Source organism: Leucothrix pacifica (assembly GCF_003172875.1).
GTDB lineage: Bacteria > Pseudomonadota > Gammaproteobacteria > Thiotrichales > Thiotrichaceae > Leucothrix > Leucothrix pacifica.
The window spans coordinates 39836-65756 of record NZ_QGKM01000001.1 but is presented as its reverse complement, the minus strand read 5'-3'; the positions used below and the strand labels follow the sequence as shown (position 1 = coordinate 65756).

The window sequence follows — 25921 nt, the reverse complement described above, 5'->3', positions numbered from 1 at the left end:
AATGTACGATTACATTATTGTCGGTGGTGGCATTGTGGGTGTTTCCACCGCCTGGCAACTCAAACAACGCCAGCCTGATAAATCTGTTTTGCTGCTGGAAAAAGAAGACGGCTATTCCAAACACCAAACCGGTCACAATAGTGGGGTTATTCACGCAGGTATTTATTACGCCCCCGGTAGTTTAAAAGCCGATTTTTGCCGTCGAGGGGTTGATGCAACCATTGCCTTTTGCGAGCAGTATAACATTCCGTATGACCAATGTGGCAAGTTGCTAGTAGCGACTAATGAACTGGAATACCAGCGCATGCAGGCCCTCTATGAGCGATCTGAGCAGAACGGGCTGGATGTGGAGTGGTTGTCTGAAGAGCAACTCAAACAACGCGAACCCAATATCACCGGCATCGGTGGTTTGCTGGTAAAAACCACTGGTATCGTTAACTATCAGCTAGTGACTGAGAAGATGGTGGAAGCCTTTGTAGCCGCAGGTGGCGAGGCGCGATTGCAGCATGAAGTGATCGGTTTGATGGAAACGCCAGAGCAGATTGATGTGATGGTGAAAATACGGAATCAGTATGCTAGCAGCAACGAGACTCAACTAAGTACGCGTTATTTGATAACTTGCTCGGGCCTGATGGCTGATCGAACTACCAAAATGCTGGGCATTGACACTGACTTTCAGATTATTCCGTTTAGGGGGGAATACTACCAACTCCCTGCGAAGTACAACGGCATAGTCAATCACCTGATCTATCCCATTCCTGATCCGGATTTGCCGTTTTTAGGGGTTCATCTCACCCGCATGATTGATGGTAGTGTGACAGTGGGCCCTAACGCTGTGCAGGGCTGGAAGCGTGAGGGCTATGGCAAGATTAATATTAGCTTGCAGGATATCTGGGATATGGTGCGCTTTCCCGGATTTTGGAAAGTGTTACGGGACAACTGGAAAACCGGTCTGATTGAAACTAAGAATTCTTGGTATAAGCCGGGCTATTTGAGGCAAGTACAGAAGTATTGTCCGCAATTGAAACTGGAAGATTTGCAGCCCTATCCGGCAGGGATTCGGGCGCAGGCGGTAATGAAAGATGGCTCATTAGTGCATGACTTTCTGTTTGCGGAAAGTGCGCGCAGTTTGCATGTGTGTAATGCGCCTTCGCCAGCGGCAACATCAGCGATTCCAATTGGTGAGTATATTTGTGAGCGGGTATTGGGTGAGTAAAGCTATCCTGACAGGCGTCACTATGTAATGCTGATTAGCTTAGTCATTTAGAAAAAATACCCTTGGTGGGATAATAGCGAGTTGCCATGATAAGAATTAACCCGAAAAAATTACTCAATAGCAAATGGACGGCTGTCACGCCTAAAAACCGTGAAAAGCATTTTATTATCACTAAGGTGGAATTTGATGAGGAGGGCTTGGTTGAGTCTTGCATTCTGGAGGCGATTCTATCGAAACGTGCAGAGTCCATAGACTGGACGGAGCTTAAGAATGAGGCGCAGTGGATTCAGGGTTGGCGGTAACGGATTGTAGGGGTTAGGTTTTCTAAACTCTTTATTGAGTTTTAATCAATTGTTGCAGAGCAGCAAAATAGATAATATTTAACCCGTAAGATGATTTCCTCCTCCTCAACCAATCGGAGGTAGTTAACGAAAGCCACTTTGTTAGCTATCTCCCTTTGGTTTTTTAATGCCTGTAATTTATGCGCATTATCTCAGGTTCACACTCTCTCCTCAGTTAAAATTCAAACTTCGTCACCGCTGCATTCAGTTGTTACTCCGATAAGTTACATCGCATTAAGCCAAGCAATGCAAAGACTTTCAAAACATTGGGAATTATTACCAATCATGCAATAATCGATTCGGGCACTCGTACTACCTTTCTTACGTCCGTTTTCACGAAGCGACTATTTATGACCGAATCGAGCACTTCTCCATTACTACGTCTTTCTAAAATGACCCGCACATTCCCCGGTGTGATTGCCAATCAGGATGTCGATCTAACGATTCATGCTGGCGAAATTCACGCACTTCTGGGGGAAAACGGCGCGGGCAAATCCACCTTAGTTAAAATGATCTACGGCATTCTTGCACCTGACTCCGGACAGATCGACTGGCAAGGCAACACGGTGAGTATTCCTAACCCTGCGTTTGCCCGAGAACTAGGCGTGGCAATGGTGTTCCAGCATTTCTCTCTCTTTGACTCCTTGTCAGTGCTTGAAAACATCGCATTGGGCATGGACAGCAAGGTGAATCGCGCCGAGCTTAAATCACGCATTCTGGAAATCTCAAGTCGTTATGGTCTGCCATTAGACCCAGACCGCCACGTTTACACGTTATCGGTGGGTGAAAGGCAACGCATTGAAATCATTCGCTGCCTATTGCAGGAACCGAAACTACTGATTATGGATGAGCCAACCTCGGTGTTAACGCCACAGGAGGTGTCGCGACTGTTTGAAACATTGCGTCGCTTATCCGAAGAGGGGCTGGCAATTTTATATATCAGTCATAAGTTGGATGAAATCAAAGCACTGTGTCATCGGGCGACCATTCTGCGCAATGGTAAGCGTGTAGATGTGGCGGATGTAAACGATGAGAGTACCAGTAGTCTGGCAGCCATGATGATGGGCGAGACACTAGAAACCACTACACCACGCATTGGAAATCAGGCCGGCGAGCTACGCTTGTCTGTGAAAAACCTTAGTCTGGAAGCCGCTGACGAATTCGGCATTCCACTGAAAAATATCAACTTAGACGTGCATTGCGGCGAGATTGTGGGGATCGCTGGTGTGGCGGGTAACGGTCAGGATGAATTGCTAATGGCGCTGAGTGGTGAGTCGGTCAGCACTCAAAGTGATAGTTTATTCATTGATGGCAAAGCCTGCGGACAGCTTGGTCCGAATAAACGTCGTGCGCTGGGTGTGGCGGCTATTCCTGAGCAGCGCTTAGGACATGGTGCAGTACCTGAAATGAGTCTGGTCGATAATACTTTTTTAACTGCTTTTCAGCGTCTTGGCTTGGTCGGTGGTGGCTTTATTAAAAACTCAGTTACCCGGCAATTCACCGAAAAAGTGATTGAGAATTTCAATGTCAAAAGCAACGGCAGCAAAGCGTTTGCTTCCAGCTTGTCTGGCGGTAATTTACAAAAATTCATTGTCGGTCGGGAGATATTGCAAAACCCAGGCTTGCTGATTGTATCCCAGCCAACCTGGGGCGTGGACGCGGGAGCCGCGCAAACCATTCATAAAGCACTGCGGGATTTGGCAGATAGGGGCGCAGCAGTTTTGATTATTTCACAGGATTTAGATGAGTTGATGGCAGGAACTGATCGCATCGGAGCGATTTGTGCTGGTGAGTTATCCGACATCTATGACACGGCGGCGCTGAGTATTGAAGAGGTGGGTCTGCTAATGGCGGGTAGTGCATTGGATGAAAAAAGTCTGGCAACCGGAGGGCTGAATAATGTTTAAGTTAGTTAAGCGCCCTGAACCGTCTCGTCAAATGGTATTAGTATCGCCGCTTTTAGCGTTACTTCTAACCTTATTAGCGGGAATTATCTTATTTTTGTTCATGGGCGTATCGCCTACAGAAGCGCTGTATGCCTTTTTCGTTGAGCCGTTAACCAGTCTTTACGGGTGGGCAGAGCTGGGGGTTAAAGCGACTCCGCTGGTACTGATTGCGGTCACCTTGTCAGTCGGCTTTCGGGCGGGTATCTGGAATATCGGCGCAGAAGGTCAGCTGACTTTGGGTGGGATCTGTGGTGGTGCGGTTGCCCTGTTGTTTTACGAAGTGGAATCGGTTTGGGTGATCCCGCTTATGGTTTTGGCAGGTATCGCAGGCGGTATGTTCTGGGCAGCTATTCCCGCGTTTCTACGTACCCGCTTTAACGCCAATGAAATACTCACCAGTCTTATGCTCACCTACGTGGCGGGTCTGCTGTTGAGTCTGTTAGTTCATGGGGTGATGCGTGACCCTGATGGCTATAATTTTCCGGAGTCCCGCCTGTTTAGCGACTCTGCATTATTACCCATCATCCTAGAAGGGACGCGTTTACATGTCGGTTGGCTGATGGCCTTAGCCGTAGTGGTTGCAGCTTGGATTATGATGGCGCGCACCTTGATTGGTTTTGAAGTCAAAGTATTGGGTCAGGCACCGGCAGCTGGCCGTTATGCCGGTTTTAGTCAGCGCAATATTATTTGGTTTAGCTTGTTGCTAAGCGGTGGTGCAGCCGGACTTGCCGGAATGATTGAAGTGTCTGGCCCGATTGGGCAGGTGCTACCCACCATTTCACCGGGTTACGGATTTACCGCGATTATCGTGGCATTTGTGGGGCGTTTGCATCCGGTTGGTGTGTTGTTAGCGGGACTTTTGTTAGCGCTTTCCTATCTTGGTGGCGAATCCGCCCAGATTTCATTAAATCTGCCATTAGCGGTGACCGGTGTTTTCCAAGGTATGTTGCTATTCTTTTTGCTGGCATGTGATGTGTTAATTCATTATCAGATCGTACGAAAGACGGGTCCCGTCTCTGCAATAGCCGATCAGGATACAACGCAGGCCACCACCAATACTGCAACGGAGAGTAAATAATGGATATCTTAATTCCAACGATTTTAACCATTATCACCGCTGCAACGCCGCTGTTATTTGCCGCTTTAGGCGAGTTGATCACCGAGAAATCTGGTGTGCTGAACCTTGGTGTGGAAGGCATGATTCTGGCAGGTGCTGTGTGTGGTTTTGCAGCGGTACATTTTTCCGGAAGTGCCAGTTTTGGCGTTGTCGCGGGTGCGGCGGCGGGAGCTTTGTTATCGCTGATTTTTGCTGCGTTAGTCTTAGGTTTTCAGGCTAGTCAGGTGGCAACCGGTTTGGCATTAACCATCTTTGGTGTCGGGCTGAGCGCATTGATCGGGCAGGACTTGGTCGGTGTTGCTTATGACGGTTTGCCAAAAGTGGCGATCCCTTTTTTATCAGACTTACCGCTGATTGGCGAAGTGTTTTTCAAGCATGATGTGCTGGTATATGTGTCCTTATTAATGGTGCCTTTGGTGTGGTGGTTTCTGACGTATAGTCGCGCAGGTTTGGTGCTGCGGGCAGTGGGTGATTCGCACGATGCGGCGCATGCGATGGGCTATCCGGTGGTTCGCATTCGTTTGTTTGCTATCTTGTTTGGTGGCGCGATGTCGGGCATTGCGGGGGCTTATTTGTCGCTGGCTTACTCCCCGATGTGGATTGAAAACATGAGTGCAGGGCGTGGCTGGATAGCGCTGGCCTTGGTGGTGTTTGCGACCTGGCGTCCTTGGCGTGTGTTGCTGGGTGCGTATTTGTTTGGTGGTATTTCGATATTGCAGTTACATGCACAGGCGATGGGGATTGGGATTCCGTCGCAGGTGATGTCGATGTTGCCTTATTTGGTGACAATTCTGGTGTTGGTGTTGATTTCGCGGGATCAGAATAAGATTAAGTTGAATTCGCCTGCGTGCATTGGGAAGCCGTTTCATCCTACTTCGTAGGTTTCCGCAAGCCTTGGGTATTTACTTTGCTCATTCAAGCTTCGCTTGAAATGATTTGCCGCAGCAAACACCCAAGGCTTGCTGCATCTTCGAAAGTGCGGATGTATTTGTAAGGTGGTGGCGCTTGAATCGATTCGCTGCACCTAATACCCAACGCTGGTGGCGCTCATATTTAAGGATTGCTGCATTTTGTGTGGGTGAGCATAGTAAACACTCTGGGCGATTCTGCATAGATTGATTCGTCAGACAAAAAAACATAACATCTCCGTTCTCTTCAGGGCGGGGCGAAATTCCCCACCGGCGGTGAATCATTTTTTGACAGCCCGCGAGCGCCTGTTTACGAACAGGGTCAGCAGATCAGGTGTAACTCCTGAGCCGACGGTTAGAGTCCGGATGAAAGAAGATAGGCGAGCCATTCTCTTGTGGACTGGGTGACTCCGTCTGTTCTCCCCTGATCCTTTTTACTTTTTATAAGGATCATTTCGATGAACAATCCAACATCAACGTTTTCACTGTCTGAAAAACGTATCTGTTTTATTCATGCCACTTGGCACTCTGACTTAGTCAATAACCTGAAAAACCATTTTCTTGAGCGTAGCGCGACGTATCAGTTGTCGGCGGATCAGGTTGATATGGTGGCGGTTCCGGGTAGTCTGGAAATTCCTCTGCAAGCTAAACTGCGCTTAAAAACAGGTCGTTACGATGCCGTTGTGGTGGCAGGTTTGGTGACTGACGGCGGAATTTACCGTCATGAGTTTGTGGCTCAGGCGGTCTTAGATTCGATTATGCAGCTGCAGATGGAGTTTGAAACGCCGATTGTTTATGCGGTGCTGACGCCTCATCATTTTCATGATCACGCCGCGCACGAAGGCTTCTTTGCTGAGCATATGAAAGAGAAGGGTGTGGAGACTGCGGAGGCTTTATACAAAACGCTGGCGTGTTGCGACGAAGTTTCACAACTCACTGCTGAATAAAAGGAATTCAATCACAAGCCCAACACATTGATGCTCTTGGGCTTGTGTTAGGTGTGTGGTTCAGGCTGTTTTAGCGACGCGCTGCATATGTCGTTTAAACTTAAAATACACATCAAACACTTCAACGCTATCAGTGGCAGTGTCTTTTACCACAAAGAATGGCGCACGTTCCATTTGATATTCACTGGCCAGTTTCAAGCCTTCTGACTCGGGATCATTGACGTCAGCAACCACTGTCTGGTCGATAAATTGCGCGGTATTATCTTTTTCCAAACGCGCTGCTACGTCGTTACACTTCGGGCACCAATCACCGTTGGCGAGTTTCTTTTTTACAAAGGTTACGTGTGTCATTGTCGGTATTCCTTTTTGTTATTAATGTTCTACGGCCAGTGTGTGTAGTCCACATTCACGGTGGGCTTGTGCTTTGGTGGGGTCGAAGTATTCGGTTTCATTGGGCAGGTCGAATGCATCGATGTACTGCTCCATATCGTCTTGCGTCCAGTCTAGTAGTGGGGCGACTTTGCTTAAGCCAAATGGCCCTGCTGACACATAATCCATTGAGGCGCGGACTTTGGTTTGCTCGCGTCTAACAGCGCTAAACCAAGTGCTGCCTTGGTGTTCCTTCATGGCGCGTTTGAAGGGCTCTAGTTTGAATTGTTCGGTAAAGTCTTCGTGACGTGATTCATTGAGGCCAGGTATTCCACCCATCACGGCTTCTAAGCGTGCTGCTGTGATTCTTGGCGTATAGATTTTGATATTCAGATCTAGCTCTTCGATGGTTGTTTCGGCGAATTCATAGGTTTCAGGTTTATTCAGGCCTGAGTCGATCCACACGACCGGAATATCCGGTTTAACTTGCGTGAGCATGTGCAGCAAGACACTTGAGTAAGGGCCAAAGTTGGTGGTGATAAACGCATTATCATTGGCTTCAAGCGCTTGTTGAATAATTTCCTGAGGCGCTTTTCCCGCAACTAATGAGTCGAGTTGTTTTATATCAATAGCCATAAATCTGCTTCCGGAAACGAATATTAATCGATAAAGCAGATACTACTTAGTTATTTGTATCTATTAAAATGATAATAATAGATGTATAAATCAAATTTAGGCATAGATTAATTTTACTTATTACAAGCTAAAAACAAAGCAAATATCAGCTGTGCCAAGAGCGGAGCGGCAGATATAAATATTGCTTGTAGCTTGAAATAGTAGTCAGAAACAGCGATTAACTTCGAGCGACAACGAACCGTGTTTCAGCACCTTCAGCAGGATTCTCCGGCACCATTCTCGCTAATACTAATGAAATTGCCGCCATCCCCGCGCCTGCGTAAAAAACGATTGAGGGCGAGTGAAGCCAGATCAGCCCAAAACCAATCGGTACAACAATCGCTGCTATGTGGCTGATGGTAAAGGAGATTCCGGCGGTGGGTGCAATATCGGCGGGTGAAGCAATTTTCTGGAAGTAAGTTTTCATGGCGATGGCCATGGCAAAAAACAGGTGATCCAGAATATAGAGTGCCACTGCCCAAGCGGCAGATTCCACGACTGCGTATCCCACGAACACCAGTATTAATCCGATGTATTCGATGGTCAGCGTTCTGCGTTCACCGATATAGCTGATAAGTCGACCGATTTTAGGGGCTATATAAATATTGGCGACCATATTGGCTAGGAACATCAGCGCAATCTGCGAGGCGGTGAATCCGAACTTTTCGACCATCAGGAAGCCAGCGAACACCACGAAAATTTGTCTGCGTGAGCCGCTCATAAACACTAATACGTAATACAGCCAATAGCGTTTGCGTAGGACCAAGTGTTTATTTTGCTCCACTTTAGCGGGGAAGTGCGGGAACTGAGTCCAGGCGAATACAGCCAGCAACATGGTCACTCCGCCACCAATAATATACACGCTCATCATGGATGCACCGGTGTATTCCAGTGCGATATACACCATGCTGTAGGCTAATAAAGAAGACATAGCACCCACTGAAATCAGCTTACCCAGCATTTCGGGGGCTTCTTTTTTATCTAACCACTGTAGCTGTAGTGACTGATTGACGGCTTCAAAATAGTGGAAGCCAATCGACATGATCAACGTGGTAATACACAGCCCCCAGAAGCTGGGTAACATGCCGGTAATCACGACACCAAAGCCCATCACCAGCAAAGCAACAACGGCTAGGGTTTGCTCCCTGAAGATGATCAGCAGGAATATCACCGTAAAGGAGAGGAAGCCCGGGACTTCGCGTAAGCTTTGTAGCGCACCCATGTCAGCGCCGGTAAAAGCTGCTTGCTCAATGGCAAAATTATTGATGAGTGCGGACCAAACGCCAAATGAAAAAGGCATGGCAGCAGCCATGATATAAAGCATGGTTGAGGGTTGGCGCCAGCTACCTGAGCGGAATGTTGCGAGGAGGTTTTTCATAGTCTTCGGCCATTGGGCAAAAAACTATTGTAGGCGAGTTATCGGGTTTTAGGCGTATTATGTTTTCAACAATTACTACTCCATCAGCTGCAAAATCCTTATGTCAGGTTTTACTCATTAAGGACTGCAATGACATAGGCTTATCCAGCATCCAGCCTTGCAAGCGTTCAGCCCCAAGGTTGGTAAATAAATCAATCTGCTGCTGGTGCTCGATACCTTCGACCACAATCCGCATATCAAGGCGTTTGGCAAGCTCAATGATGGTTTCAAGAATGGCGTAGGTGGTCTGCTCACGGTACAGGTCGGTGTAGCTCTTATCGATTTTTAACTCATTAGCTGGCAGTTTCTGTAAGTAAGCGAATGAGGCATAACCCGAACCAAAATCGTCAATGGAAATTTTAAATCCACGTTTCTTAAGGTCTTCAATAGTGCTCAACACACGAGAATAGTCATCGATGAGCAATGATTCGGTAATTTCCAGTGTCACAAACTCGCAGTACTGCGCGAACTGATCACTCAGACTATCGATGTAATGAACCAAGCGATCATCCATCAGATCCTGCGGCGATAAATTAATTGAGACTTCCAGCCCGGGATGCTTCTCGTGGAGTAATGGAAGCTGGTTAAAAACCTCACCAATCACCCATTGAGACAAATCACAAATCCGCTGTGACTGCTCTAGTGTGGTAATGAATTCTTCCGGAGAAATTGTCCCGTATTGCGGGTGGTGCCAGCGTGTCAGTACCTCTACCCCAGATAGTTTTTTATCTCTAGTTCGATACTGAGGCTGCCATAACAGGTAAAACTCATTGTTGTTTAACGACTCGGTAAAGCCATTAACCAGAGTGACACGCTTCTGCTCGTCAAAACCAATTTGCGGGTTGTAGTACTTGAATTTTTTATTATTTTTGATGCCGTAGGATAGCGCGAGCAGGCTGTTTTTCACCACGGTTTCAAAGTCGTTTACATCGTAAATGTAGTCGTGCGCACCGATGACCAGATTAAACTGTAAGCTCTTGTGATGAGACCGTCCAATCGACTCAATGCTCTGCGAGATTTGTTTCTGAAGTTCATGCCGGGTATTTGCATCAAGAGACTTACACAGCAGTGTGAATATATTTTTGTCAGTATGAAATAAAGGAAATGAGCCTAGCTGTTTATCCGCCAATGGAATCAGCAAAGCATTGTGCTGCAAACGCCTCTGTATTTGTAATTTTATTTCACTAATAAAGTGCTTATAAACATCCGAACCAAATGCCACTTCCAGCTTATCGAGCCCTGAGATCCAGATTTGAATCAGGGTTTGTTTGCTGTGTGCACTACTCTCCTCAAAATGTGACTGAAGTGCACGGCCATTTGGAAGATTGGAAACCGAGTTGAAGAAGAGTTCTTTCTTAAAATCATCTTTGCTTTGGCGAACCGCTACAAACAGAATCAATGACACTAATACCACTTCCACAAATGTGGACATGAACAGAATAAAGTCGTTGTGCCAGGCAACATCAATGACGCCTAAACGATTCAGCATATACAGAGTGACAGAAGGGGCTAATGTTATGAGAAGCACTCTCAGAATGCGCTGATGTGTCTGGTCGCTCTTACCAAAGTGTTTTTCACGATAAATGGAATTAAATATGCCGGCAGCCACAGCAATCAGCACCTGTGCGGACAGCATGCGTATCACATACTCGTAAGGCAGAATGAAGGTCAATAGTAGTAGTAAGTAACCACCTGAAATCAAGAGTTTATTGATTCTTGAAATGATGACTGACTCCGCATTGACTTCATTCATTGTGTCGAAGAAGTACACGATCGATAGGTATGCGCCGACTAAGCTAAACGCCGTTAGCTTTTGAAGGATAAATACATCATAGATGCCTAACCAGTTTGATAGATAACCATAATCATTGAGTAAGTAGCTTGTGATACAGGCGACATAGCAAACATGAAACAAAAATGCTTTATTGAGTGTGGACAGATAAATAACGAAGTTATAGAAAGACAACAGCAAAATTAGCAGGAGAAACGTAGTGATCCATTGGGTCTGTTTCTGTACTTCTTGTGATAGTGTGTTGCTGTCAGTAACACGAAATCCTCCGACCACCGGGTTGTCACTGTCTATGCCAAGCAGAATTGAATAGCGTTTGTCAGGCTGTAAATGGATAACCGCATGATTGAGATTACTGACGCCTTTGAGGTGGTGTGGACCCGGTGCAGTTCCCCTGCCAAGCTTAAAGTACTGGGTTGCGCCTCCTTCGGTGGTGACCTCAAGTTGCATATGATCCATAACCTGATGAGTCTGTAGCACGATTTCACGCTCAGTTTGACCTACCGTCCTCAGGGTTGTTTTTATCCACAGCGGGCTGCTCATAAAGCCCCGGCCAAACTGTTTACCACTGAATTTTTCCCACTCATGATCGCCTAAGCGTTTGATATTGCTAAGTGTTAAAGAGCCGGTTGTGTCGACATGATAACGGCTGTGGGGCAGTACCTGAGCGTCAACTTTCTGGTCTAAGTCTAATACTAATTCATTCGCAGACACTAGGGTCGTCAACGAACTGAGTAGTAATAGAATGAGCAGAAACGCTTTATGCATACGGGGAATACTTTATTTCTTATTGTGATAGTCAGTATATGGAGTTTGGTTCAGTCTAGCCTGAAAGGCAGGGAATCCCTATCGCTATTAGATGGATGGGGCAGCTTCTAAGGTGGTAACTGACGAGCTGTCGGTTTGCAGGGCTGTTGATAGACTGAGTAGTCGGGTTTGAGTCTGGGGGGCGTTGTGGTTAGTTTTTTTCTTCAGCTTCCAGCTTTACCACTAATTCATCGAGTAGTTCGTAGAGTAATTCCAGTTTGCCGTAGCCGAAAGTTTCAGTGATATGGGCATATCTGGCCTCTGATTCTGGCGCGATAATTTTCACCAGTCTGATCCCTTCCTTTGCCAGTGAAATAATTGAGCGGCGCTGGTCAATATCTGAGGTTCGGCGACTGATTAATTGTCGTGACTCCAGGTTTTGTACAATCCGGGATAAGCTTGGCATCAGCAGGAAACATTGCTCAGACAAGGCTGACATTTCTAAGCCTTCGGTTTCATACAAAGCCCGCAAAACCCGCCACTGTTGCGGTGACAGGTCATGCTCACGCAAGTGCGGGATGAATTTCTTCATCACCGACTCGCGTGCTTTTAGCAAAGACATTGGTAGTGAGCGTTCAAACTCGCGCATGGATTACAATACCTCGTCTGCGATGCCGTTGCTGAGTTTACCGACACCTTCTACATCAACTTCTACAATGTCACCCGGTGCCAGATATTTCGGTGGATCAAAACGTGCACCGGCACCATTAGGTGTCCCTGTCGCAATGATATCACCGGCCTTCAATTGATAGAACTGTGACAGGTAACTGATGATATAAGCAATAGGGAACATCATGCTAGCCGTTGTGTCATTTTGGCGAACCTCGCCATTAACGGTAGTGGTCACTCGCATATCTTCATAATCTGCGGCTGTAAACTCATCAGCACTTACCATCCAAGGGCCAACAGAACCTGAGTGCACAAAGTTTTTACCCTGCGTCACATTGAATTTTGCATGACGCACCCAGTCACGCAGCGTGCCTTCATTCATAATGGTCAAACCCGCGATATGACTGTAGGCATCTTCTTCTTTAATGCGGCGCCCACCTTTACCAATCACCACTACGATCTCACCTTCATAGTCCAGTTGGTGTGACTCGGGCGGGCGAATCAAAGGCAGATTATGACCAGTTAGTGAATCCGGAGTCCGCATAAATACACTGGGAAATTTGGGTGCTTCCGAGCCATCTTTATATTCTGCATTACGATTCGCATAGTTCACGCCGATGCAGATGATTTTTTCAGGTGTGGTGATCGGAGGGAGGAGTGTGACATCATCCAATGCCAACGTAGCGATGCTTTCATCAATGGTTAGATCATTTAACAGATCCTGCTCAATGGCCGCTTTTAGTGAATCTGCTTTGTTACTTAAATCCGCCACTGTTAACTGGCCATTGCCAGTTTCAACAACCGCTCCCCAACTAACAACATCTGCTTTTTGATAAGTAATGAAACGCATGCTTTTCCATCCTGTAGAGTCTTAAGAATTACGGTCAGATTATAGTTAACGTGTTAAATTGTAAAGTGTTCTATTGTGCAAAGATAACTTACGCATGAGTATTTCAAAGCAGATTATCTCTCTATTTCATGGGGGTTGATTTTACCGAAGTGATAAATTGACGAAAAATACTTAACCTGTTATGTTGTTTTTAAGTAGTTATTTTTTGGGAGACAGCATCATGTCCGATTTGGAACAGAATCAAGCGGTAGCCGCGAAGTATTTGCAGCGTTTTAAAGATAATGTCACCGGGCATTTCATTAATGGAGAAATGCTTATCCCTGAAGGAGCGAAAACCTTCGAAAACCCAACTCCGATTGATAACAGCAGCCTTGGCAGTGTTGTAGAAGGCACAGTTGCTGATATCGATGCAGCCTGTGATGCCGCGCAAGCAGCCTTTGCTGACTGGCGTGATATGCCGGGGGCGGAGCGTAAAAAGGTACTCCACAAGTTCGCTGACAAACTGGTCGATCGTGCTGAAGAAATTGCACTGGTCGAGAGTGCTGACTGTGGTCAACCGTTGCGTTTTATGAAACAGGCCGCAGTGCGTGGCGCAGCTAACTTCCGCTTCTTTGCCGATAAAGCGGTTGAAGCGAAAGACGGCCAAGGCTTGCATCAACCGGAACATACCAACTTTACCGTACGCTCTCCGATTGGTCCGGTGGGTGTAATTACCCCATGGAATACGCCGTTCATGCTATCGACATGGAAGATCGTCCCGGCACTGGCAGCGGGCTGCACCATCGTGCATAAGCCTGCGGAGTTCAGCCCCTTAACCGCGGCAATTCTGGCCGAAGTGAGTGCAGAGGCAGGACTTCCAAAAGGTGTGTGGAATATGGTGAACGGTTTTGGTGAGGTCGTAGGTAAACGCCTGACCGAGCATCCTGCGATTAAAGCCGTGGCCTTTGTGGGTGAGACCACAACGGGTTCTCGCATTATGTCCCAAGGTGCGGCGACACTGAAACGTGTGCATTTAGAGTTAGGTGGTAAGAATCCGGTTATTGTATTTGATGATGCTGATTTTGAGCGCGCCTTAGATGCAGTTGTCTTTATGATTTACAGCCTGAATGGCCAGCGTTGTACTTCTAGTAGTCGCTTGCTGATTCAGTCAGGTATTCGTGACAAGTTCCTTACTGCACTGGAAGCGCGAGTTAAGAATTTACGCGTCGGTAACCCTCTGGATTCAAGCACCGAAGTTGGCCCACTGATTCACCCCACGCATTTTGACAAGGTCATGAGCTATATGGAGTCAGCACGCAGTGAAGGCGCAACGATTGCAGCGGGTGGTGTGCGTCGTGATGACTTAGGCGCGGGCAACTATGTGAGTCCGACCTTATTCACCAATGCAACGAACCAAATGAAGATTGCCCGAGAAGAAATCTTCGGCCCTGTGCTAACCGCGATCTCATTCGATACAGAGGAAGAAGCGATTCAGATAGCCAACGATACGGATTATGGTTTGGCGGGTTACATCTGGACCAATGATCAGGGTCGTGCCATGCGTTTATCGCACAAAATTGAAGCCGGTATGTTGTGGATCAATTCTGAGAATAACCGTAACTTACCGTCACCATTTGGCGGCATAAAAAGCAGTGGTATTGGCCGCGATGGTGGTGACTACAGCTTTGAATTCTATATGGAAACTAAAAATGTCTGTCTGGCACACGGTACGCATCGTGTACCGGTGATGGGGCGTTGATATGAGTCTGTATTTCACACAAAAACTACTCTACGAACTGAATCGTGATCCGTCATTACAAGCGGCATTTTTAGAAGATAAAGAAGCGGTATTGAGTCAGTACCAGCTGGATGATGAAGAGCTGGAAGCTCTACGCAAGCCAGATATTGGCATGTTGTACATTCTCGGTGTGAATGGGCAGATTCTGATGCACTACGCGGCGATGTGTGGCTATGCCTGGCCGGAGTATATTCAGGCAATGCGTGATGCATTGGAGGTTCATGGCAATGTGCGTGCGGGTATCTATGCAACAACGGATGGTAAGGGGGCGATATGAGTTTAGTGTTTGCAGGTGTCTGTAGCCATGGGCCGGGTATCACGGGGCGAGCTGATATGGCAGATCCGGATGATAAGGCCACCTTTTATGCCGCAATGGATGGCATGCGTGAGCAGCTTGAAGCGGCGAAGCCAGACGCTATCATCGTAATTGCCGCTGAGCATTTTGCCAATTTCTTTATGAATAATATGCCGGCGTATTGCATGGGCATGGGTGCAGAATACACCGGTCCGATTGAAGATCCGCAGTGGTTGGGCATTGAGCGCGTCACGGTGCCGGGTAATCCGGATTTATCCCGTCGTATTATTGAAACAGTGATGAATGATGTGGATGTGGCGTATGCGGAGGAGTGGAAGTTTGATCATGGCATCAGTGTGCCGTTGAATTTCCTGACCCCGCGTTATGATCTCGATGTGATTCCGGTCAATATTAATTGTCAGGGGCCACCGTTAACGCCGTTGCACCGAGCATATGCTTTTGGTCAGGCCTTGCGTAAAGCCTGCGATGCCGTCCCTGAGCGTATTGCTATCGTTGGAACCGGCGGTATCTCACATTGGCCTGCGACACCAGACTCCGGAAAGATTAATCGCGAATGGGATGAAAGCTTCCTGAAAGACTGGGCTGCCAATGATAAGGAAGCTCTGTTGCGTTTTACCGATGAAGAAACCTTACGTGATGGCGGCCAGGGTGGTTTTGAAATCCGTACCTTTATTGCTATTTCCGGCGCAACAGAGGGCCTGAAAGCAAACGTAGATTACTACCGTCCTATCCCCATTTTCGCCGTGGGTTGCACGGTGGGAACGGTCGATCTAAATCAGTAGGAGAATGATGTGGCACATTTTGTATTGGAATATTCCGACAATATCGAGAAGGCTGATTTAGCCCTGCAAGAGTTGTTTACGCAATTGCATCAGGCAGCAGATGAGACAGGCTTATTTCCGTTAAAAGGAATTCGCAGTCGCGCTTATGCTTGTCATGATTACCGCATGGCTGATGGCAATCCTGAGCATATGTTTGTGCATCTGGAAGTGAAGCTAGGTGCAGGTCGGACGATGGGAGAGCGCGAAGCGGCAGCTAAATCATTTTTTGAAGTACTTACTCAGCACTTTGCTGGCAGCTTTGAACAACGCGGTGTCGCGATGTCGTTTGAAATGAAAGAGCTGGAGCCGGTGCTTAAGTACAATAAAAACAACATTCAGGACTATCTATGATTACCCTAAGTGATGCAGAGATTCAGGCTGCAGCGGAGGTCTTATACGATGCTGAAGTCAACCGTAAGCAAGCCAATGCACTGACCCTGACACATCCTGATATGACCATGGATGATGCTTATGCTGTGCAGTCGGCTTGGGTGAAAAAAAAGCAGGGTGCTGGCGATAAAACCATTGGCTATAAAATCGGCCTGACCTCGCGCGTGATGCAGCGAGCAATGAAAATCGACGTGCCGGATTATGGAGTATTGCTGGAGTCGATGAATTTTGAAGATGGTTCCGAAATTTGTGCTGCAGACTTCACTGACCCGCGTATTGAAGTTGAGTTGGCCTTTGTGCTGAAAGAGCGTTTATTCGGCGACAATATCAGCATGATGGATGTGCTGAATGCAACGGATTATGTAGTGCCAGCTTTGGAGTTGATAGCTGCACGTAGTCACCGGGTAAACCCTGACAATGGTTATGTTCGCACTGTGTTTGATACCATTTCTGATAATGCAGCCAATGCAGGGATTATCATAGGCGGTCGTCCCATCAAACCTAATGACATGGACTTACGCTGGTGTGGTGCGATTTTATATAAAAATGCCGTGATTGAAGAGACTGGTTTGGCGGCAGCGGTGTTGAATCACCCTGCCAATGGTATTAGTTGGATTGCTAAACGATTTGCACCGCATGGGGTTGGGTTGGAGCCGGGGCAGGTGTTGTTGTCCGGTTCTTTTACGGCGCCGATTCCGGTTAAGGCGGGTGATACGATTCATGCTGATTATGGCCCGCTTGGGAATGTGACGTGTCAGTTTGTGTAGATTTTCTCTGCTAGTGCCGCGCTTTCGCCTGACACAACGTTTACTTCGCCGACTCCCAAGCTCGTAAGGACTGCGTAATCGTTGTGTCAGGCGAAAGCGCTAAACCGGAGCAGTTAAAATACTTGGGTGGACGGTAGTCGTTTGTTTAACAATGTTTCACTATCTTTGAATAATAGTGCTGAATCCGTAATCCGGCCCTGACCAATTAATTTCATGAAAAAGAGCCCAGAAATAATTTATGAAAATCCCTGAAAACACATTCAAAAAAGCCCTACTCGAAGGCAAGCAGCAATACGGCTACTGGTTGGGATTATGCAATCCATTGTCAGCTGAACTATGCGGACACGCCGGATATGACTGGTTATTAGTTGATGGTGAACACGCCCCCAATACACTGAGTTCTACCTTGGCTCAGTTGCAGGCTATTGCTGGTACACCTGCACATCCTGTGGTTCGTATTGCTGAAGGTACTACCTCTGTGATCAAACAATACCTGGATGCCGGAGCGCAAACACTGCTGATTCCGATGGTGGAGACCGCTGAACAGGCGCGAGAGTTAGTGCAGGCTGTGCAATATCCGCCGAAAGGCGTAAGGGGTGTCGGTACCGCATTGGCGCGGGCTTCACGTTGGAATATGGTTGATGACTATTTCGGGACGGTTGACGCTGAGATGTGTTTGTTAGTGCAGGTCGAGTCAGTGACGGCGCTGGAGAATTTGGATGAGATCCTTGCCGTTGATGGGGTGGATGGTGTGTTCATTGGCCCCGCTGATTTAGCAGCGAGCATGGGGCACCTGGGAAATCCCGCACATCCGGAGGTGAAAGCTGCAGTGGAAACGGCTACTCGCAAGATCCGTAAAGCAGGTAAGCCAGCGGGTACTTTAGCCACTAGTAAGGCGGTTTCTAAACACTATGAATCGGTGGGCATGCAGTTTATTGCATTAGGCGTTGATACTATGGCCTTGGCTGCTGCGGCTAAAAATAGCTTAATTAATCATCTGGCTGAGGATGGTGAGAGTAGTATGGTTCCTGAAGGGAATGGTGCTTACTAAGCCTTCACTATTCACTCGGCGGTTGGAGGCGCATGTTGTCTCTCAATAAGACAGGGTCTCTGTCTAATCCAGTTAAAGTAAGAGTAAAACTAAAGGGCTCCGGGTTCATAGTGAATCCGGAGCCGGTTTGCTGGTAGCGTATTAGCTAACGGGGATTAGCAGTTTACCAGTGTGTTATTGCCTGAGCCGCCGTTACAACCATTGTTGCCGACACCACCGTTGATGTAGTCAGAACCTGGTCCACCGTTTAGGCTATCGTAGCTTGGGCCACCGAACATTTTGTCTTTACCTTTACCGCCATACATACGATCTTCACCGTGCTGGCCGTATAAACGGTCATTACCACGGTTACCATTGATAGTATCGTGACCACTACCACCGAAGATTTTGTCGTTTCCGCCGTTACCGTTCAGCGTGTCATTACCCGAACCTCCACAGATAATGTCGTTACCACCACGTCCATCGACACGGTCGTTTCCGCCACCGGCATAGATCACATCAGGACCCGGTGTACCGACAATGTAATCACCACCAGAAGTCCCCCACATGGTGACTGGTCGACCTTGGCAAGTCATGACGCTAAGACGCTTGATAGAGCGCTGATTTTTGATAGTGATAAGTTTCAGCCCCGGAATTGCACGAATCTGATAGTCATCTGCGCTGACTGATTGAAATGTTGCCACTGTTCCGATTGCGCTAACAAGAATGGCTGCTGCTGTTGATTTTAAAGTAATTGATTTCATTGTGTTTTTCCCTAACAAATATTTTTGATTAAAATAAAGAGCAATCAGTGCTCTCAATTTGTACAGCGCAAAAAAGATAGTTAGTGGCTCATTTTTTTTATAAAAAAGTTTAACCTAAGCTGAATGGATCGGTTTGAAAGCTTATATCAAGACAATGATATTAGGATTTTAGGTACTTAAAGACTTATTCTTGTTCTTGCTAATAAAGTGCGCTAATTGATTGATTTACATGCATTATTTTTGAAATCAAAGTAACGATTTAACTTTATCAGCTTGCACTTTACCAAGGGCTGTGCGCGGTAAGGTATCAACAAATTTGACACGTTTGGGATGTTTGAATCGGGCAAGCTGATTATTAAACGAGGCAAGAATTTGTTCGGTTAATTCGTGATCAGTTCTGGGATCAGCGGGGTCACGAACGGCAACTACAACAGCTACTTCGCCCCATTTTTCATCTGGCGCACCCACGATCACCAGTTCCTGAAGACCGGGAAAGTCACGGATCACACGCTCAAGTTCGGCAGCGTAGATGTTTTCACCACCGGAAATAATCACATGTTTGAGTCGGTCAGCGAACCAGTAAAAACCATTTTCATCGCAACGAGCCACATCACCGGAGCGAAACCAGCCATTCACAAGACTGCTGTTGGTCGCCTCGAGGTTGTTCCAATAGTGCTGCAATATATTATGGCCTCGTACCCAAATCTCACCATTGTCACCTTGAGGTACATCATTTCCATCACGATCAACCAGACGTATCTCGCAGTATTGGCCGCATTGACCGATAGAACCTTCACTGTCAAAAGCGTTGTTTTGTCGTTGATAGATCGCCAGAGGGCTTGTTTCCGTTGTCCCGTAAACCTGCAGGAGTGGGATATTTATTTGATGTAAGGCTTTGATCAGGGCGATCGGTACATCAGTAGAACCAATCGACATGGCGCGTAAGTGCTGTAGCTTTTCTTCGTGCCAGTCCGGATGCGCTAACAGCGTTTGTAGAATGGTCGGAACGGTCAGTGTCAGCGTGATGTCGCCACTATTTAATTGTCGTACCGCCTCATTAGGGTCAAACTTTTCCAGTAGCGTGGTGGTTGCACCTAATGCTATGGCTGGCAACATTTGGATATTAAAACCACCCACATGAAACATCGGGAGGAAGCTGAGAATATGGTCGTCAGCACTCATATCATGCATGTGCCAACTCATCTTAGCATTGCACTCAAAGCTGGCTTGGTCGAGCACCGCACCTTTGGGGTGACCACCAGTGCCTGATGTGTAAACGATCATGAGCGGAGTAGCTGCGCCGATATTTTCTGAGTTATCCGCTATCGCAGTTTTTGTGGTTTGAGTGAATTGCTGATGTTGTTTAGCTTCAATCGAAACACCCTGACAATCAGGCGTTGCTGTCAGTAGTGTTGGAATATTCTCAGTAAAATGCTTATCAAAAAATACCACACGTGGTGCACAATCTTTCACGATAAAGCAGATTTCAGGTAAGGCCAGCCGCCAGTTCAGTGGTACTAAGATCAGACCACAACGTGCTGCTGCAAAGAGCAGAACCAACATCTCAGGATTGTTCATGCCATACCAGGCAATCCGGTCACCTTGTTTGAGCTGGTAGGTCTGCTTGAAGCGCAATACTTGTTGCTCAATAGCAAGGTCTAATGCGGCATAAGTCCATGTATGGGACTTCGCGTCCTGAATAAAATGGATGGCTGCTTTATCCGGTGTGTTTGTGGCGTGCTGACTAACCCAGTACTGGATATTCCCTGATGTGTTAGTGGCTATATTCTCTTCAGGGTTATTGCCTGTTTTCTCGCTCACGCCTCGTCTCGCTCTCCGGATTCATACAAAGCACCTTTGCCTAACATCTCGAGACACAGCTCAGAGGTCCAAGGCAACATGAGCGAGCCGCAGCGACTATCGCGGTATAAACGTTCCAGCGGTAAGGAGCGCAGCATCGATTGGCCACCACAGGTGCGGATGGCTAGCTGAGAAATCTCATTGGCATTTTCCATGACGGTGTATTGGGCGGTCCATGCCCGAAGTAAACTGTCTTTGCTGGGTTTGGGGCGCGCCTCAGAAATACACTGAAACCATAGCGCCTTAGTCTGTTCCAGCATCACCCGCATCTGAGCAACCGCGAGTTGTTTGGTGGGATACATGCGACGTTTTATTGGTGGCATGCCTTCGATTTCACCACGTAAATATTTCACCGTGAAGTCATAAGCTGCCTGAGCGATGCCCATATAACTCGGCGTCAATGTCGTAAACATATGCGGCCAGTTTTTGGCGGCGCTGAAGTACACACCACGCGGCATTAATTGCGCATCAAAAGGTACAAATACATTATCAAAAATCAGTGTGCGTGACACTGTGCCACGCATGCCTAATGGATCCCAATCACCCTCAACCGACACACCTTCTGCATCTGCAGGGACGGCGATATACATGGTATTGGCGCGGGAAAGTTCATCCTGCTCACTGCGTATTTCAGTGCATAAAGCGCCGTAATAATTAGCGTAGCCTGACAGTGAAGCGAAGATCTTTTTACCATTAATCAACCAGCCGCCGTCAGTGACTAAAGCGGTGGTGCCAAAGGCTTTTTTACCAGCTGCTGCATCGCCACCTTCTGAGAAAGGCTGGGCATATATAGCCCCATCCTTGATGATGCGCTGGTAATGAAAAGCACGCATAGTTTCATGTGAAACACGTGTTTCCTCATCCATTTCCAGTTGATCGGCCAGTGAGCCTGTCCACAAACAAGAGCTTACGTGCATGTTAAAGGTCAGGGCGGTGGCACCGCAGTAACGACCAATTTCTGAGGCCATGAGCATATAGGTTTTCAGATCAGCTCCACGCCCGCCATGTTCCTCTGGTACACAGACTCCCAGCAAACCTGCTTTATGTAGATCCACATAATTTTCGGCGGGGAAAGTCGCCTCACGATCATAACGAGCCGCCCGATCAGCAAACACCGTTTGGCCTAGCTCGCGTGCTTCACTGCAAAGTTGCGCTTGTTGCTCGGTCAGGTTCCAGAGTTCAGGCTCAAAAATAGGTTTATCAGGTGTTCTGGTCATTATTAAGCCCTGTGTAGAACGAGTTGAGGATTTGGTTGCAGCGTTTGGGTGCTTCTAAATTAATCAAGTGTCCGACTTGTTCCAGCTCATAAAAACAAGCATTGGGAATTTTAGATGCCATTTTGTGCATGGTTTTTGCGGGAGCATTGTTGTCTTCTGAGCCAGCGATCAAGCAACAAGGTTGGCTGATGAGTCCGCTATCGGCGTATCGGTCAAACTGAATCAGGCATTGTAATATGACGCGATAAGCTTCCGGAGTGACCACGCGCATGGTGTCAGAGGCGGCCTGCATCATTGCTTTATCAGCCTGACTCCCCACAATCTGCGGAACAAATTCATCCGCAAGTTCACTCATGGTTTGGCCATCATCCAATGGCTTGAGACGAGCCTCAAGAAAGCGTTGTTTAAAGCTATCATCACGCCCACCAAAAGAGGGGGTAGTGCCTAATAGTGCTAAGGAGGCGACTCTGTCTGGATTGGTCAGTGCCACTTCTTGCGCAATCATTCCGCCAATGGAGTGACCCAGAATATGTGCTTTTTCAATCCCGAGCTCATCCATAAACCCAAGCAGTGCCTGAGTTAATGTTGTAAAGCTTGTGGTTTCCAGTAGTGCCGATTCGCCATAACCCGGCATATTCCAGGCGATAGTTCGATGTGAGTTGCTGAGCGCCTCTAGCTGTGGCAAAAAACTATCCTGACTACCGCCGATACCATGCAGGCAAATGATCGGAATGCCTGTGTGCTGCTCACCGCGTTCGGTATAACTGATTTGATGAATTTGCTTCATAAGCCCAGGCTAACTCGCTTGTCCTCACCCCGCCATATTCGGCAATAACAATGAGATCGCCGGAATCGATGCGATCAGCAATAAACGAATAATATCGGCAATCCAGAACGGGGTAACACCTTTAAAGATGGTTTTGAGTGATACATCCGGCACTACCGCTTTCAGCACGAATACATTCAATCCCACCGGAGGTGTGATTAAGCTGATCTCCGTCACCACAACCACCAAAATACCAAACCAGATCAGGTCAAAACCCATGGCCTGCATCATTGGGTAGAAGATGGGCACGGTCAGCAGAATCATTGACAAGCTTTCCAGCACGGTACCCAGCAGCAGGTATACCAAAATCAGCGCTAAAATAACCATGATAGGGCTGGCATTCATGCTCAGCACCCAATCACGCAACTCATCCGGCAAACCAGCGATATTCACAAAATTGGAAAACATCACCGCACCAATCACCAAAAAGAATAGCATTGAGGTGGTTTTGGCGGTGTTAACCAAAATCTTATACGTGCTGGCAAAGGTCAGCTTACGTTTAAACAGAGCGATCAGGAATGCACCGGTTGCCCCAATGCCCGCAGCCTCGGTTGGGGTAAAGAATCCCGCGTAGATGCCACCCATGACAATGGTGAATAAAGCAGCCACTGACCAGATACCCAAAAAGGCATCGATACGTTCACGACGGGTGCTTTTAGGACCAGCTGGCCCCGCTTCTGGTTTACGTTTGACCGTCGCCCAAACTGCGGCCATATACAGCAAAATACCCAGTAGTCCGGGCAGGATGCCAGCCATAAATAATTTACCAATGTCAGTCTCGGTCAGTATGCCGTAGATAACCAAGATAACACTGGGTGGAATCAGAATACCCAGCGTGCCGCCTGCGGCAATAGAGCCGGTGGCCAAGCTGTCAGAATATTTGTATTTACGCATCGATGGCATGGCGACTTTAGACATGGTCGCAGAGGTAGCCATAGAGCTACCGCACACAGCGGAAAAGAAGCCACAAGCCAATACGGTAGCCAGTGCCAAACCGCCTTTTAAATGCCCCAGAAAAGCATTGGAAGCGCGATAAAGTTTTTCAGAAAGACCGGATTCGGTAATGAAATTCCCCATCAAAATAAACAAAGGAACTACTGATAATCCGTATGATAAGCCGGTGTCAAACGCCACCTGCGGAATCATTTTTAGTGCCGCATCCCAGCCCCGGGGATTCTCAAAGACGTGCAGTTGCACCATTGCAAAGCCGACGACACCCACTGAACCCATCGCAACGGCCAGCGGGATACGCAGAAATATCATTACCAACAGGCAAGCAAAGCCAATTAAACTGTATTCCATAATGTACTAGGCCTGATATTCGTTGTCTTTATTGGTTAAACGGCTGCGACTTGTGAACAACATGACGATCAGCGCCAGTGTTGCTAAGGTGCAGCAAACCGCCATTAGGAAAGTGAGTCCCGCATAGGGAATTTCCAACACAGCCGTTGTGTCGTTGTATTTGTAAGTACGAAACGCAAATTGCCACATCAAATAGCTCAGTAAGCCAATCGCGCCGATATTCACCAGCCCAATTAAGACGCGTTGAAACGACTTAAACCAGTTAGGAATGACTGAATCCAGCAAGTCAACTTCAACATGCCCACCTTCAGCGGTGACCAAAGGTAGCCCTAGAAAAATCAGCGATGCCAGTAAAAACTCAGTGATTTCAAAACCACCAGGTACGGGGTGGTCAAAGCCCCGACCGACTACATCAACAAAGGTCACCATCATCATGGTGAACATCACCAACGCAGCCGTAAAGCCGAGCAAGCGATTGAGCCATTGCCCAATCACTGCTCCGCGTGGCTCGTCAGTAGTAACAGACGATACCTGTGACATCTTTAATCGCTCTCGTACTCAGTAACAATTTTACGCAATTCAGCCAGTGCCGCTGCGCCATCAACGCCTTTCTCCGCCACTTCTTCAACCCACTCTTTTTCAAGATGAGCAGTACGGGCTTTGATGTCAGCAATGAAAGCCTCATCAGCCGTTGTTAGGCTGTTGCCGTTTGCTTTGATAGCATCAATACCAACCTGATCCGCAACATCCCATGCTTTACCAGCAAGCTTAGCAAAAGCCTCACCAGACACCTTGTCGATGGCAGCCTGATCCGCTTCACTTAAACCAGCAAAACGATCTTTGTTCATCACAAGGAAGAAACTGGTGTTATACAAACCACCCGGAATCAGAGTGGTGTGCTTAACTAAGTCTGTAATCTTGAATGAAGGAATAGACTCGGTTGGCAGGAAAGTACCGTCAGCAACACCGTGTGAAAGCAGCTCATAGTTCTTAGACGCAGGTTTTAACAGAGGGGTAGTTTCCAGTGATTTAGCCACTTCACTCACGATACCGCCACCCACACGAATCTTCATGCTCTTAATATCAGCAGCGGACTTGATGTCTTTCTTGCTGTTATGGATTGCGCCGGGGCCGTGCGAGAACACACCCAATAGCTTTACATCTTTATGTTCTTTAGCCTTTGCCAGATGGCTTTGGTGCACTCTCCAATAAGCAACCGAAAGCGCTTCAGCAGAGTCACCCATAAATGGTAATTCAACCGCTTTGGTCATTAAGAAACGACCCGGTGTGTAGCCGTGTACGCTGTACGTGACGTCAGCTGTACCATCACGCGCAAGATCATAATGCACCTTTGGATGCCCTAAGCCTTTTGCCAGAATCTTGATTTCAACGCGACCTTCTGTGGCTTCTTTGACGTTATCAATCCACGGTTGGATCATATTTGCCACGATAGGGTGGCCAGCAGGTAGCCAGGATGACAGCGTCATCTTTGTGCTTTCAGCCATTGCCATTGATGAACTCAAGCCGATAGCCAGACCGGTTGCCATGGTTAGTAATGTACGTTTCATTTCTTCTCCTCGTGTTACGTGTAAGTCTCCAACTGCACCCTAGTGTGCTCGTGCCAGTTATGAATTGTCCATATCTTTTATTGGTAAAAGCATAGATCTGTCAAAAGCCGATTTGCACGCTTAGGTGATACAACGGAGTGCCTCAAGCTTAGCATAATGTATTACACGATTTTCATTTTTGTTAGAAATCATGTATCACATCTGTTTTCATACATTTAGTCAATGATGTAAGATATTTGAATGGATATTCAATAAAAACAGAATTACTATAATCTTATAACCAGACTATCAC

The 25921-nt window shown here is 47.3% G+C and carries 25 protein-coding genes and 1 riboswitch; of the genes, 12 read left to right on the top strand and 13 right to left on the bottom strand.

Going from position 1 to position 25921, the window contains the following annotated elements; translation table 11 throughout:
* Window position 1: 1 nt before the first annotated feature.
* The 6 genes from lhgO (at window position 2) to DKW60_RS00300 (ending at window position 6475) form a co-directional block, all read left to right on the top strand.
* Window positions 2–1216: an L-2-hydroxyglutarate oxidase gene (gene lhgO, locus DKW60_RS00330; protein WP_109835671.1), complete on the top strand. Its 1215-nt coding sequence runs from the start codon at window positions 2–4 to the stop codon at window positions 1214–1216.
* An 86-nt stretch (window positions 1217–1302) separates the two neighbouring features.
* Complete coding sequence (locus tag DKW60_RS00325) at window positions 1303–1518, top strand: TIGR02450 family Trp-rich protein (protein WP_109835670.1); 216 nt, start codon at window positions 1303–1305, stop codon at window positions 1516–1518.
* 389 nt (window positions 1519–1907) lie between these two features.
* Window positions 1908–3464 carry an ABC transporter ATP-binding protein gene (locus DKW60_RS00320; RefSeq protein ID WP_109835669.1) on the top strand — a complete coding sequence of 519 codons (1557 nt, stop codon included), beginning with the start codon at window positions 1908–1910 and terminating at the stop codon, window positions 3462–3464.
* Window positions 3457–4581 (top strand): ABC transporter permease, encoded by a 1125-nt coding sequence (locus DKW60_RS00315; protein ID WP_109835668.1) that lies wholly within the window; start codon window positions 3457–3459, stop codon window positions 4579–4581. Before DKW60_RS00320 ends, DKW60_RS00315 begins: the two co-directional genes overlap by 8 nt.
* On the top strand, window positions 4581–5501 hold the full coding sequence (locus DKW60_RS00310; protein WP_109835667.1) for an ABC transporter permease: 921 nt from the start codon (window positions 4581–4583) through the stop codon (window positions 5499–5501). The genes DKW60_RS00315 and DKW60_RS00310 overlap by 1 nt, the downstream gene beginning before the upstream one ends.
* A 266-nt stretch (window positions 5502–5767) precedes the next feature.
* Window positions 5768–5910: riboswitch (FMN riboswitch) on the top strand.
* A gap of 76 nt (window positions 5911–5986) precedes the next feature.
* On the top strand, window positions 5987–6475 hold the full coding sequence (locus DKW60_RS00300; RefSeq protein ID WP_109835665.1) for a 6,7-dimethyl-8-ribityllumazine synthase: 489 nt from the start codon (window positions 5987–5989) through the stop codon (window positions 6473–6475).
* Window positions 6476–6535: 60 nt separating this feature from the next.
* On the opposite strand, the gene DKW60_RS00295 is transcribed toward DKW60_RS00300, so the two are convergent.
* The 6 genes from DKW60_RS00295 to DKW60_RS00270 form a co-directional block, all read right to left on the bottom strand.
* Window positions 6536–6826: a hypothetical protein gene (locus DKW60_RS00295; protein ID WP_109835664.1), complete on the bottom strand. Its 291-nt coding sequence runs from the start codon at window positions 6824–6826 to the stop codon at window positions 6536–6538.
* A 21-nt stretch (window positions 6827–6847) separates the two neighbouring features.
* On the bottom strand, window positions 6848–7480 hold the full coding sequence (locus DKW60_RS00290) for a phosphoadenosine phosphosulfate reductase domain-containing protein (RefSeq protein ID WP_109835663.1): 633 nt from the start codon (window positions 7478–7480) through the stop codon (window positions 6848–6850).
* Between the two features lie 217 nt (window positions 7481–7697).
* Window positions 7698–8897 carry an MFS transporter gene (locus DKW60_RS00285; RefSeq protein ID WP_109835662.1) on the bottom strand — a complete coding sequence of 400 codons (1200 nt, stop codon included), beginning with the start codon at window positions 8895–8897 and terminating at the stop codon, window positions 7698–7700.
* Between the two features lie 103 nt (window positions 8898–9000).
* Window positions 9001–11493, bottom strand: a complete 2493-nt coding sequence (locus DKW60_RS00280; protein WP_109835661.1) for an EAL domain-containing protein — start codon at window positions 11491–11493, stop codon at window positions 9001–9003.
* 190 nt (window positions 11494–11683) lie between these two features.
* The gene (gene hpaR / locus DKW60_RS00275) at window positions 11684–12121 is read right to left on the bottom strand and encodes a homoprotocatechuate degradation operon regulator HpaR (RefSeq protein WP_109835660.1); all 438 of its coding nucleotides are present in this window, start codon (window positions 12119–12121) and stop codon (window positions 11684–11686) included.
* Window positions 12122–12124: 3 nt separating this feature from the next.
* On the bottom strand, window positions 12125–12991 hold the full coding sequence (locus DKW60_RS00270) for a fumarylacetoacetate hydrolase family protein (RefSeq protein WP_109835659.1): 867 nt from the start codon (window positions 12989–12991) through the stop codon (window positions 12125–12127).
* Window positions 12992–13211: 220 nt separating this feature from the next.
* Between DKW60_RS00270 and hpaE the strand changes: the two genes are divergently transcribed.
* The 6 genes from hpaE (at window position 13212) to DKW60_RS00240 (ending at window position 18113) form a co-directional block, all read left to right on the top strand.
* The gene (hpaE, locus tag DKW60_RS00265) at window positions 13212–14729 is read left to right on the top strand and encodes a 5-carboxymethyl-2-hydroxymuconate semialdehyde dehydrogenase (RefSeq protein WP_109835658.1); all 1518 of its coding nucleotides are present in this window, start codon (window positions 13212–13214) and stop codon (window positions 14727–14729) included.
* 1 nt (window position 14730) lies between these two features.
* A complete protein-coding gene (locus tag DKW60_RS00260) occupies window positions 14731–15045 on the top strand; it encodes an aromatic ring-opening dioxygenase subunit LigA (RefSeq protein WP_109835657.1) in 315 nt (104 codons plus the stop codon).
* Window positions 15042–15866: a DODA-type extradiol aromatic ring-opening family dioxygenase gene (locus DKW60_RS00255; protein WP_109835656.1), complete on the top strand. Its 825-nt coding sequence runs from the start codon at window positions 15042–15044 to the stop codon at window positions 15864–15866. The genes DKW60_RS00260 and DKW60_RS00255 overlap by 4 nt, the downstream gene beginning before the upstream one ends.
* A 9-nt stretch (window positions 15867–15875) precedes the next feature.
* Window positions 15876–16256, top strand: a complete 381-nt coding sequence (locus tag DKW60_RS00250; protein ID WP_109835655.1) for a 5-carboxymethyl-2-hydroxymuconate Delta-isomerase — start codon at window positions 15876–15878, stop codon at window positions 16254–16256.
* Window positions 16253–17062: a 2-oxo-hept-4-ene-1,7-dioate hydratase gene (gene hpaH, locus DKW60_RS00245; protein ID WP_109835654.1), complete on the top strand. Its 810-nt coding sequence runs from the start codon at window positions 16253–16255 to the stop codon at window positions 17060–17062. The genes DKW60_RS00250 and hpaH overlap by 4 nt, the downstream gene beginning before the upstream one ends.
* A gap of 238 nt (window positions 17063–17300) precedes the next feature.
* Window positions 17301–18113 carry an aldolase/citrate lyase family protein gene (locus tag DKW60_RS00240; protein WP_109835653.1) on the top strand — a complete coding sequence of 271 codons (813 nt, stop codon included), beginning with the start codon at window positions 17301–17303 and terminating at the stop codon, window positions 18111–18113.
* Window positions 18114–18268: 155 nt separating this feature from the next.
* Here the strand turns inward: DKW60_RS00240 and DKW60_RS00235 are convergent, their stop codons facing one another.
* From DKW60_RS00235 to DKW60_RS00205, 7 genes are all read right to left on the bottom strand, one after another.
* Window positions 18269–18856 carry a calcium-binding protein gene (locus DKW60_RS00235; protein ID WP_109835652.1) on the bottom strand — a complete coding sequence of 196 codons (588 nt, stop codon included), beginning with the start codon at window positions 18854–18856 and terminating at the stop codon, window positions 18269–18271.
* 246 nt (window positions 18857–19102) lie between these two features.
* Window positions 19103–20677 (bottom strand): class I adenylate-forming enzyme family protein, encoded by a 1575-nt coding sequence (locus DKW60_RS00230; RefSeq protein WP_109835651.1) that lies wholly within the window; start codon window positions 20675–20677, stop codon window positions 19103–19105.
* Entirely contained in the window at window positions 20674–21933 is a 1260-nt protein-coding gene (locus DKW60_RS00225; protein ID WP_109835650.1) for an acyl-CoA dehydrogenase family protein, read from the bottom strand. Before DKW60_RS00225 ends, DKW60_RS00230 begins: the two co-directional genes overlap by 4 nt.
* Window positions 21917–22720, bottom strand: coding sequence for an alpha/beta fold hydrolase (locus DKW60_RS00220; protein WP_109835649.1), 804 nt, complete (start codon window positions 22718–22720; stop codon window positions 21917–21919). Before DKW60_RS00220 ends, DKW60_RS00225 begins: the two co-directional genes overlap by 17 nt.
* Before the next feature lie 24 nt (window positions 22721–22744).
* Window positions 22745–24061, bottom strand: a complete 1317-nt coding sequence (locus DKW60_RS00215) for a TRAP transporter large permease (RefSeq protein ID WP_109835648.1) — start codon at window positions 24059–24061, stop codon at window positions 22745–22747.
* 6 nt (window positions 24062–24067) lie between these two features.
* Window positions 24068–24601 carry a TRAP transporter small permease gene (locus tag DKW60_RS00210; protein WP_109835647.1) on the bottom strand — a complete coding sequence of 178 codons (534 nt, stop codon included), beginning with the start codon at window positions 24599–24601 and terminating at the stop codon, window positions 24068–24070.
* Window positions 24602–24603: 2 nt separating this feature from the next.
* On the bottom strand, window positions 24604–25629 hold the full coding sequence (locus DKW60_RS00205; protein WP_109835646.1) for a TRAP transporter substrate-binding protein: 1026 nt from the start codon (window positions 25627–25629) through the stop codon (window positions 24604–24606).
* Between the last annotated feature and the right edge of the window lie 292 nt (window positions 25630–25921).

Excerpts from the sequence above, each read along its gene's own strand:
- DKW60_RS00215 (WP_109835648.1), bottom strand. The coding sequence starts at position 24,061 with ATGGAATACAGTTTAATTGGCTTTGCTTGCCTGTTGGTAATGATATTT.
- DKW60_RS00235 (WP_109835652.1), bottom strand. The coding sequence starts at position 18,856 with ATGAAATCAATTACTTTAAAATCAACAGCAGCAGCCATTCTTGTTAGC.
- lhgO (WP_109835671.1), top strand. The coding sequence starts at position 2 with ATGTACGATTACATTATTGTCGGTGGTGGCATTGTGGGTGTTTCCACC.
- DKW60_RS00295 (WP_109835664.1), bottom strand. The coding sequence starts at position 6,826 with ATGACACACGTAACCTTTGTAAAAAAGAAACTCGCCAACGGTGATTGG.
- DKW60_RS00325 (WP_109835670.1), top strand. The coding sequence starts at position 1,303 with ATGATAAGAATTAACCCGAAAAAATTACTCAATAGCAAATGGACGGCT.
- DKW60_RS00240 (WP_109835653.1), top strand. The coding sequence starts at position 17,301 with ATGAAAATCCCTGAAAACACATTCAAAAAAGCCCTACTCGAAGGCAAG.
- DKW60_RS00205 (WP_109835646.1), bottom strand. The coding sequence starts at position 25,629 with ATGAAACGTACATTACTAACCATGGCAACCGGTCTGGCTATCGGCTTG.
- hpaR (WP_109835660.1), bottom strand. The coding sequence starts at position 12,121 with ATGCGCGAGTTTGAACGCTCACTACCAATGTCTTTGCTAAAAGCACGC.
- DKW60_RS00210 (WP_109835647.1), bottom strand. The coding sequence starts at position 24,601 with ATGTCACAGGTATCGTCTGTTACTACTGACGAGCCACGCGGAGCAGTG.
- hpaH (WP_109835654.1), top strand. The coding sequence starts at position 16,253 with ATGATTACCCTAAGTGATGCAGAGATTCAGGCTGCAGCGGAGGTCTTA.
- DKW60_RS00285 (WP_109835662.1), bottom strand. The coding sequence starts at position 8,897 with ATGAAAAACCTCCTCGCAACATTCCGCTCAGGTAGCTGGCGCCAACCC.
- DKW60_RS00270 (WP_109835659.1), bottom strand. The coding sequence starts at position 12,991 with ATGCGTTTCATTACTTATCAAAAAGCAGATGTTGTTAGTTGGGGAGCG.
- DKW60_RS00315 (WP_109835668.1), top strand. The coding sequence starts at position 3,457 with ATGTTTAAGTTAGTTAAGCGCCCTGAACCGTCTCGTCAAATGGTATTA.
- DKW60_RS00290 (WP_109835663.1), bottom strand. The coding sequence starts at position 7,480 with ATGGCTATTGATATAAAACAACTCGACTCATTAGTTGCGGGAAAAGCG.
- DKW60_RS00280 (WP_109835661.1), bottom strand. The coding sequence starts at position 11,493 with ATGCATAAAGCGTTTCTGCTCATTCTATTACTACTCAGTTCGTTGACG.
- DKW60_RS00220 (WP_109835649.1), bottom strand. The coding sequence starts at position 22,720 with ATGAAGCAAATTCATCAAATCAGTTATACCGAACGCGGTGAGCAGCAC.
- DKW60_RS00255 (WP_109835656.1), top strand. The coding sequence starts at position 15,042 with ATGAGTTTAGTGTTTGCAGGTGTCTGTAGCCATGGGCCGGGTATCACG.
- hpaE (WP_109835658.1), top strand. The coding sequence starts at position 13,212 with ATGTCCGATTTGGAACAGAATCAAGCGGTAGCCGCGAAGTATTTGCAG.
- DKW60_RS00225 (WP_109835650.1), bottom strand. The coding sequence starts at position 21,933 with ATGACCAGAACACCTGATAAACCTATTTTTGAGCCTGAACTCTGGAAC.
- DKW60_RS00320 (WP_109835669.1), top strand. The coding sequence starts at position 1,908 with ATGACCGAATCGAGCACTTCTCCATTACTACGTCTTTCTAAAATGACC.
- DKW60_RS00310 (WP_109835667.1), top strand. The coding sequence starts at position 4,581 with ATGGATATCTTAATTCCAACGATTTTAACCATTATCACCGCTGCAACG.
- DKW60_RS00300 (WP_109835665.1), top strand. The coding sequence starts at position 5,987 with ATGAACAATCCAACATCAACGTTTTCACTGTCTGAAAAACGTATCTGT.
- DKW60_RS00260 (WP_109835657.1), top strand. The coding sequence starts at position 14,731 with ATGAGTCTGTATTTCACACAAAAACTACTCTACGAACTGAATCGTGAT.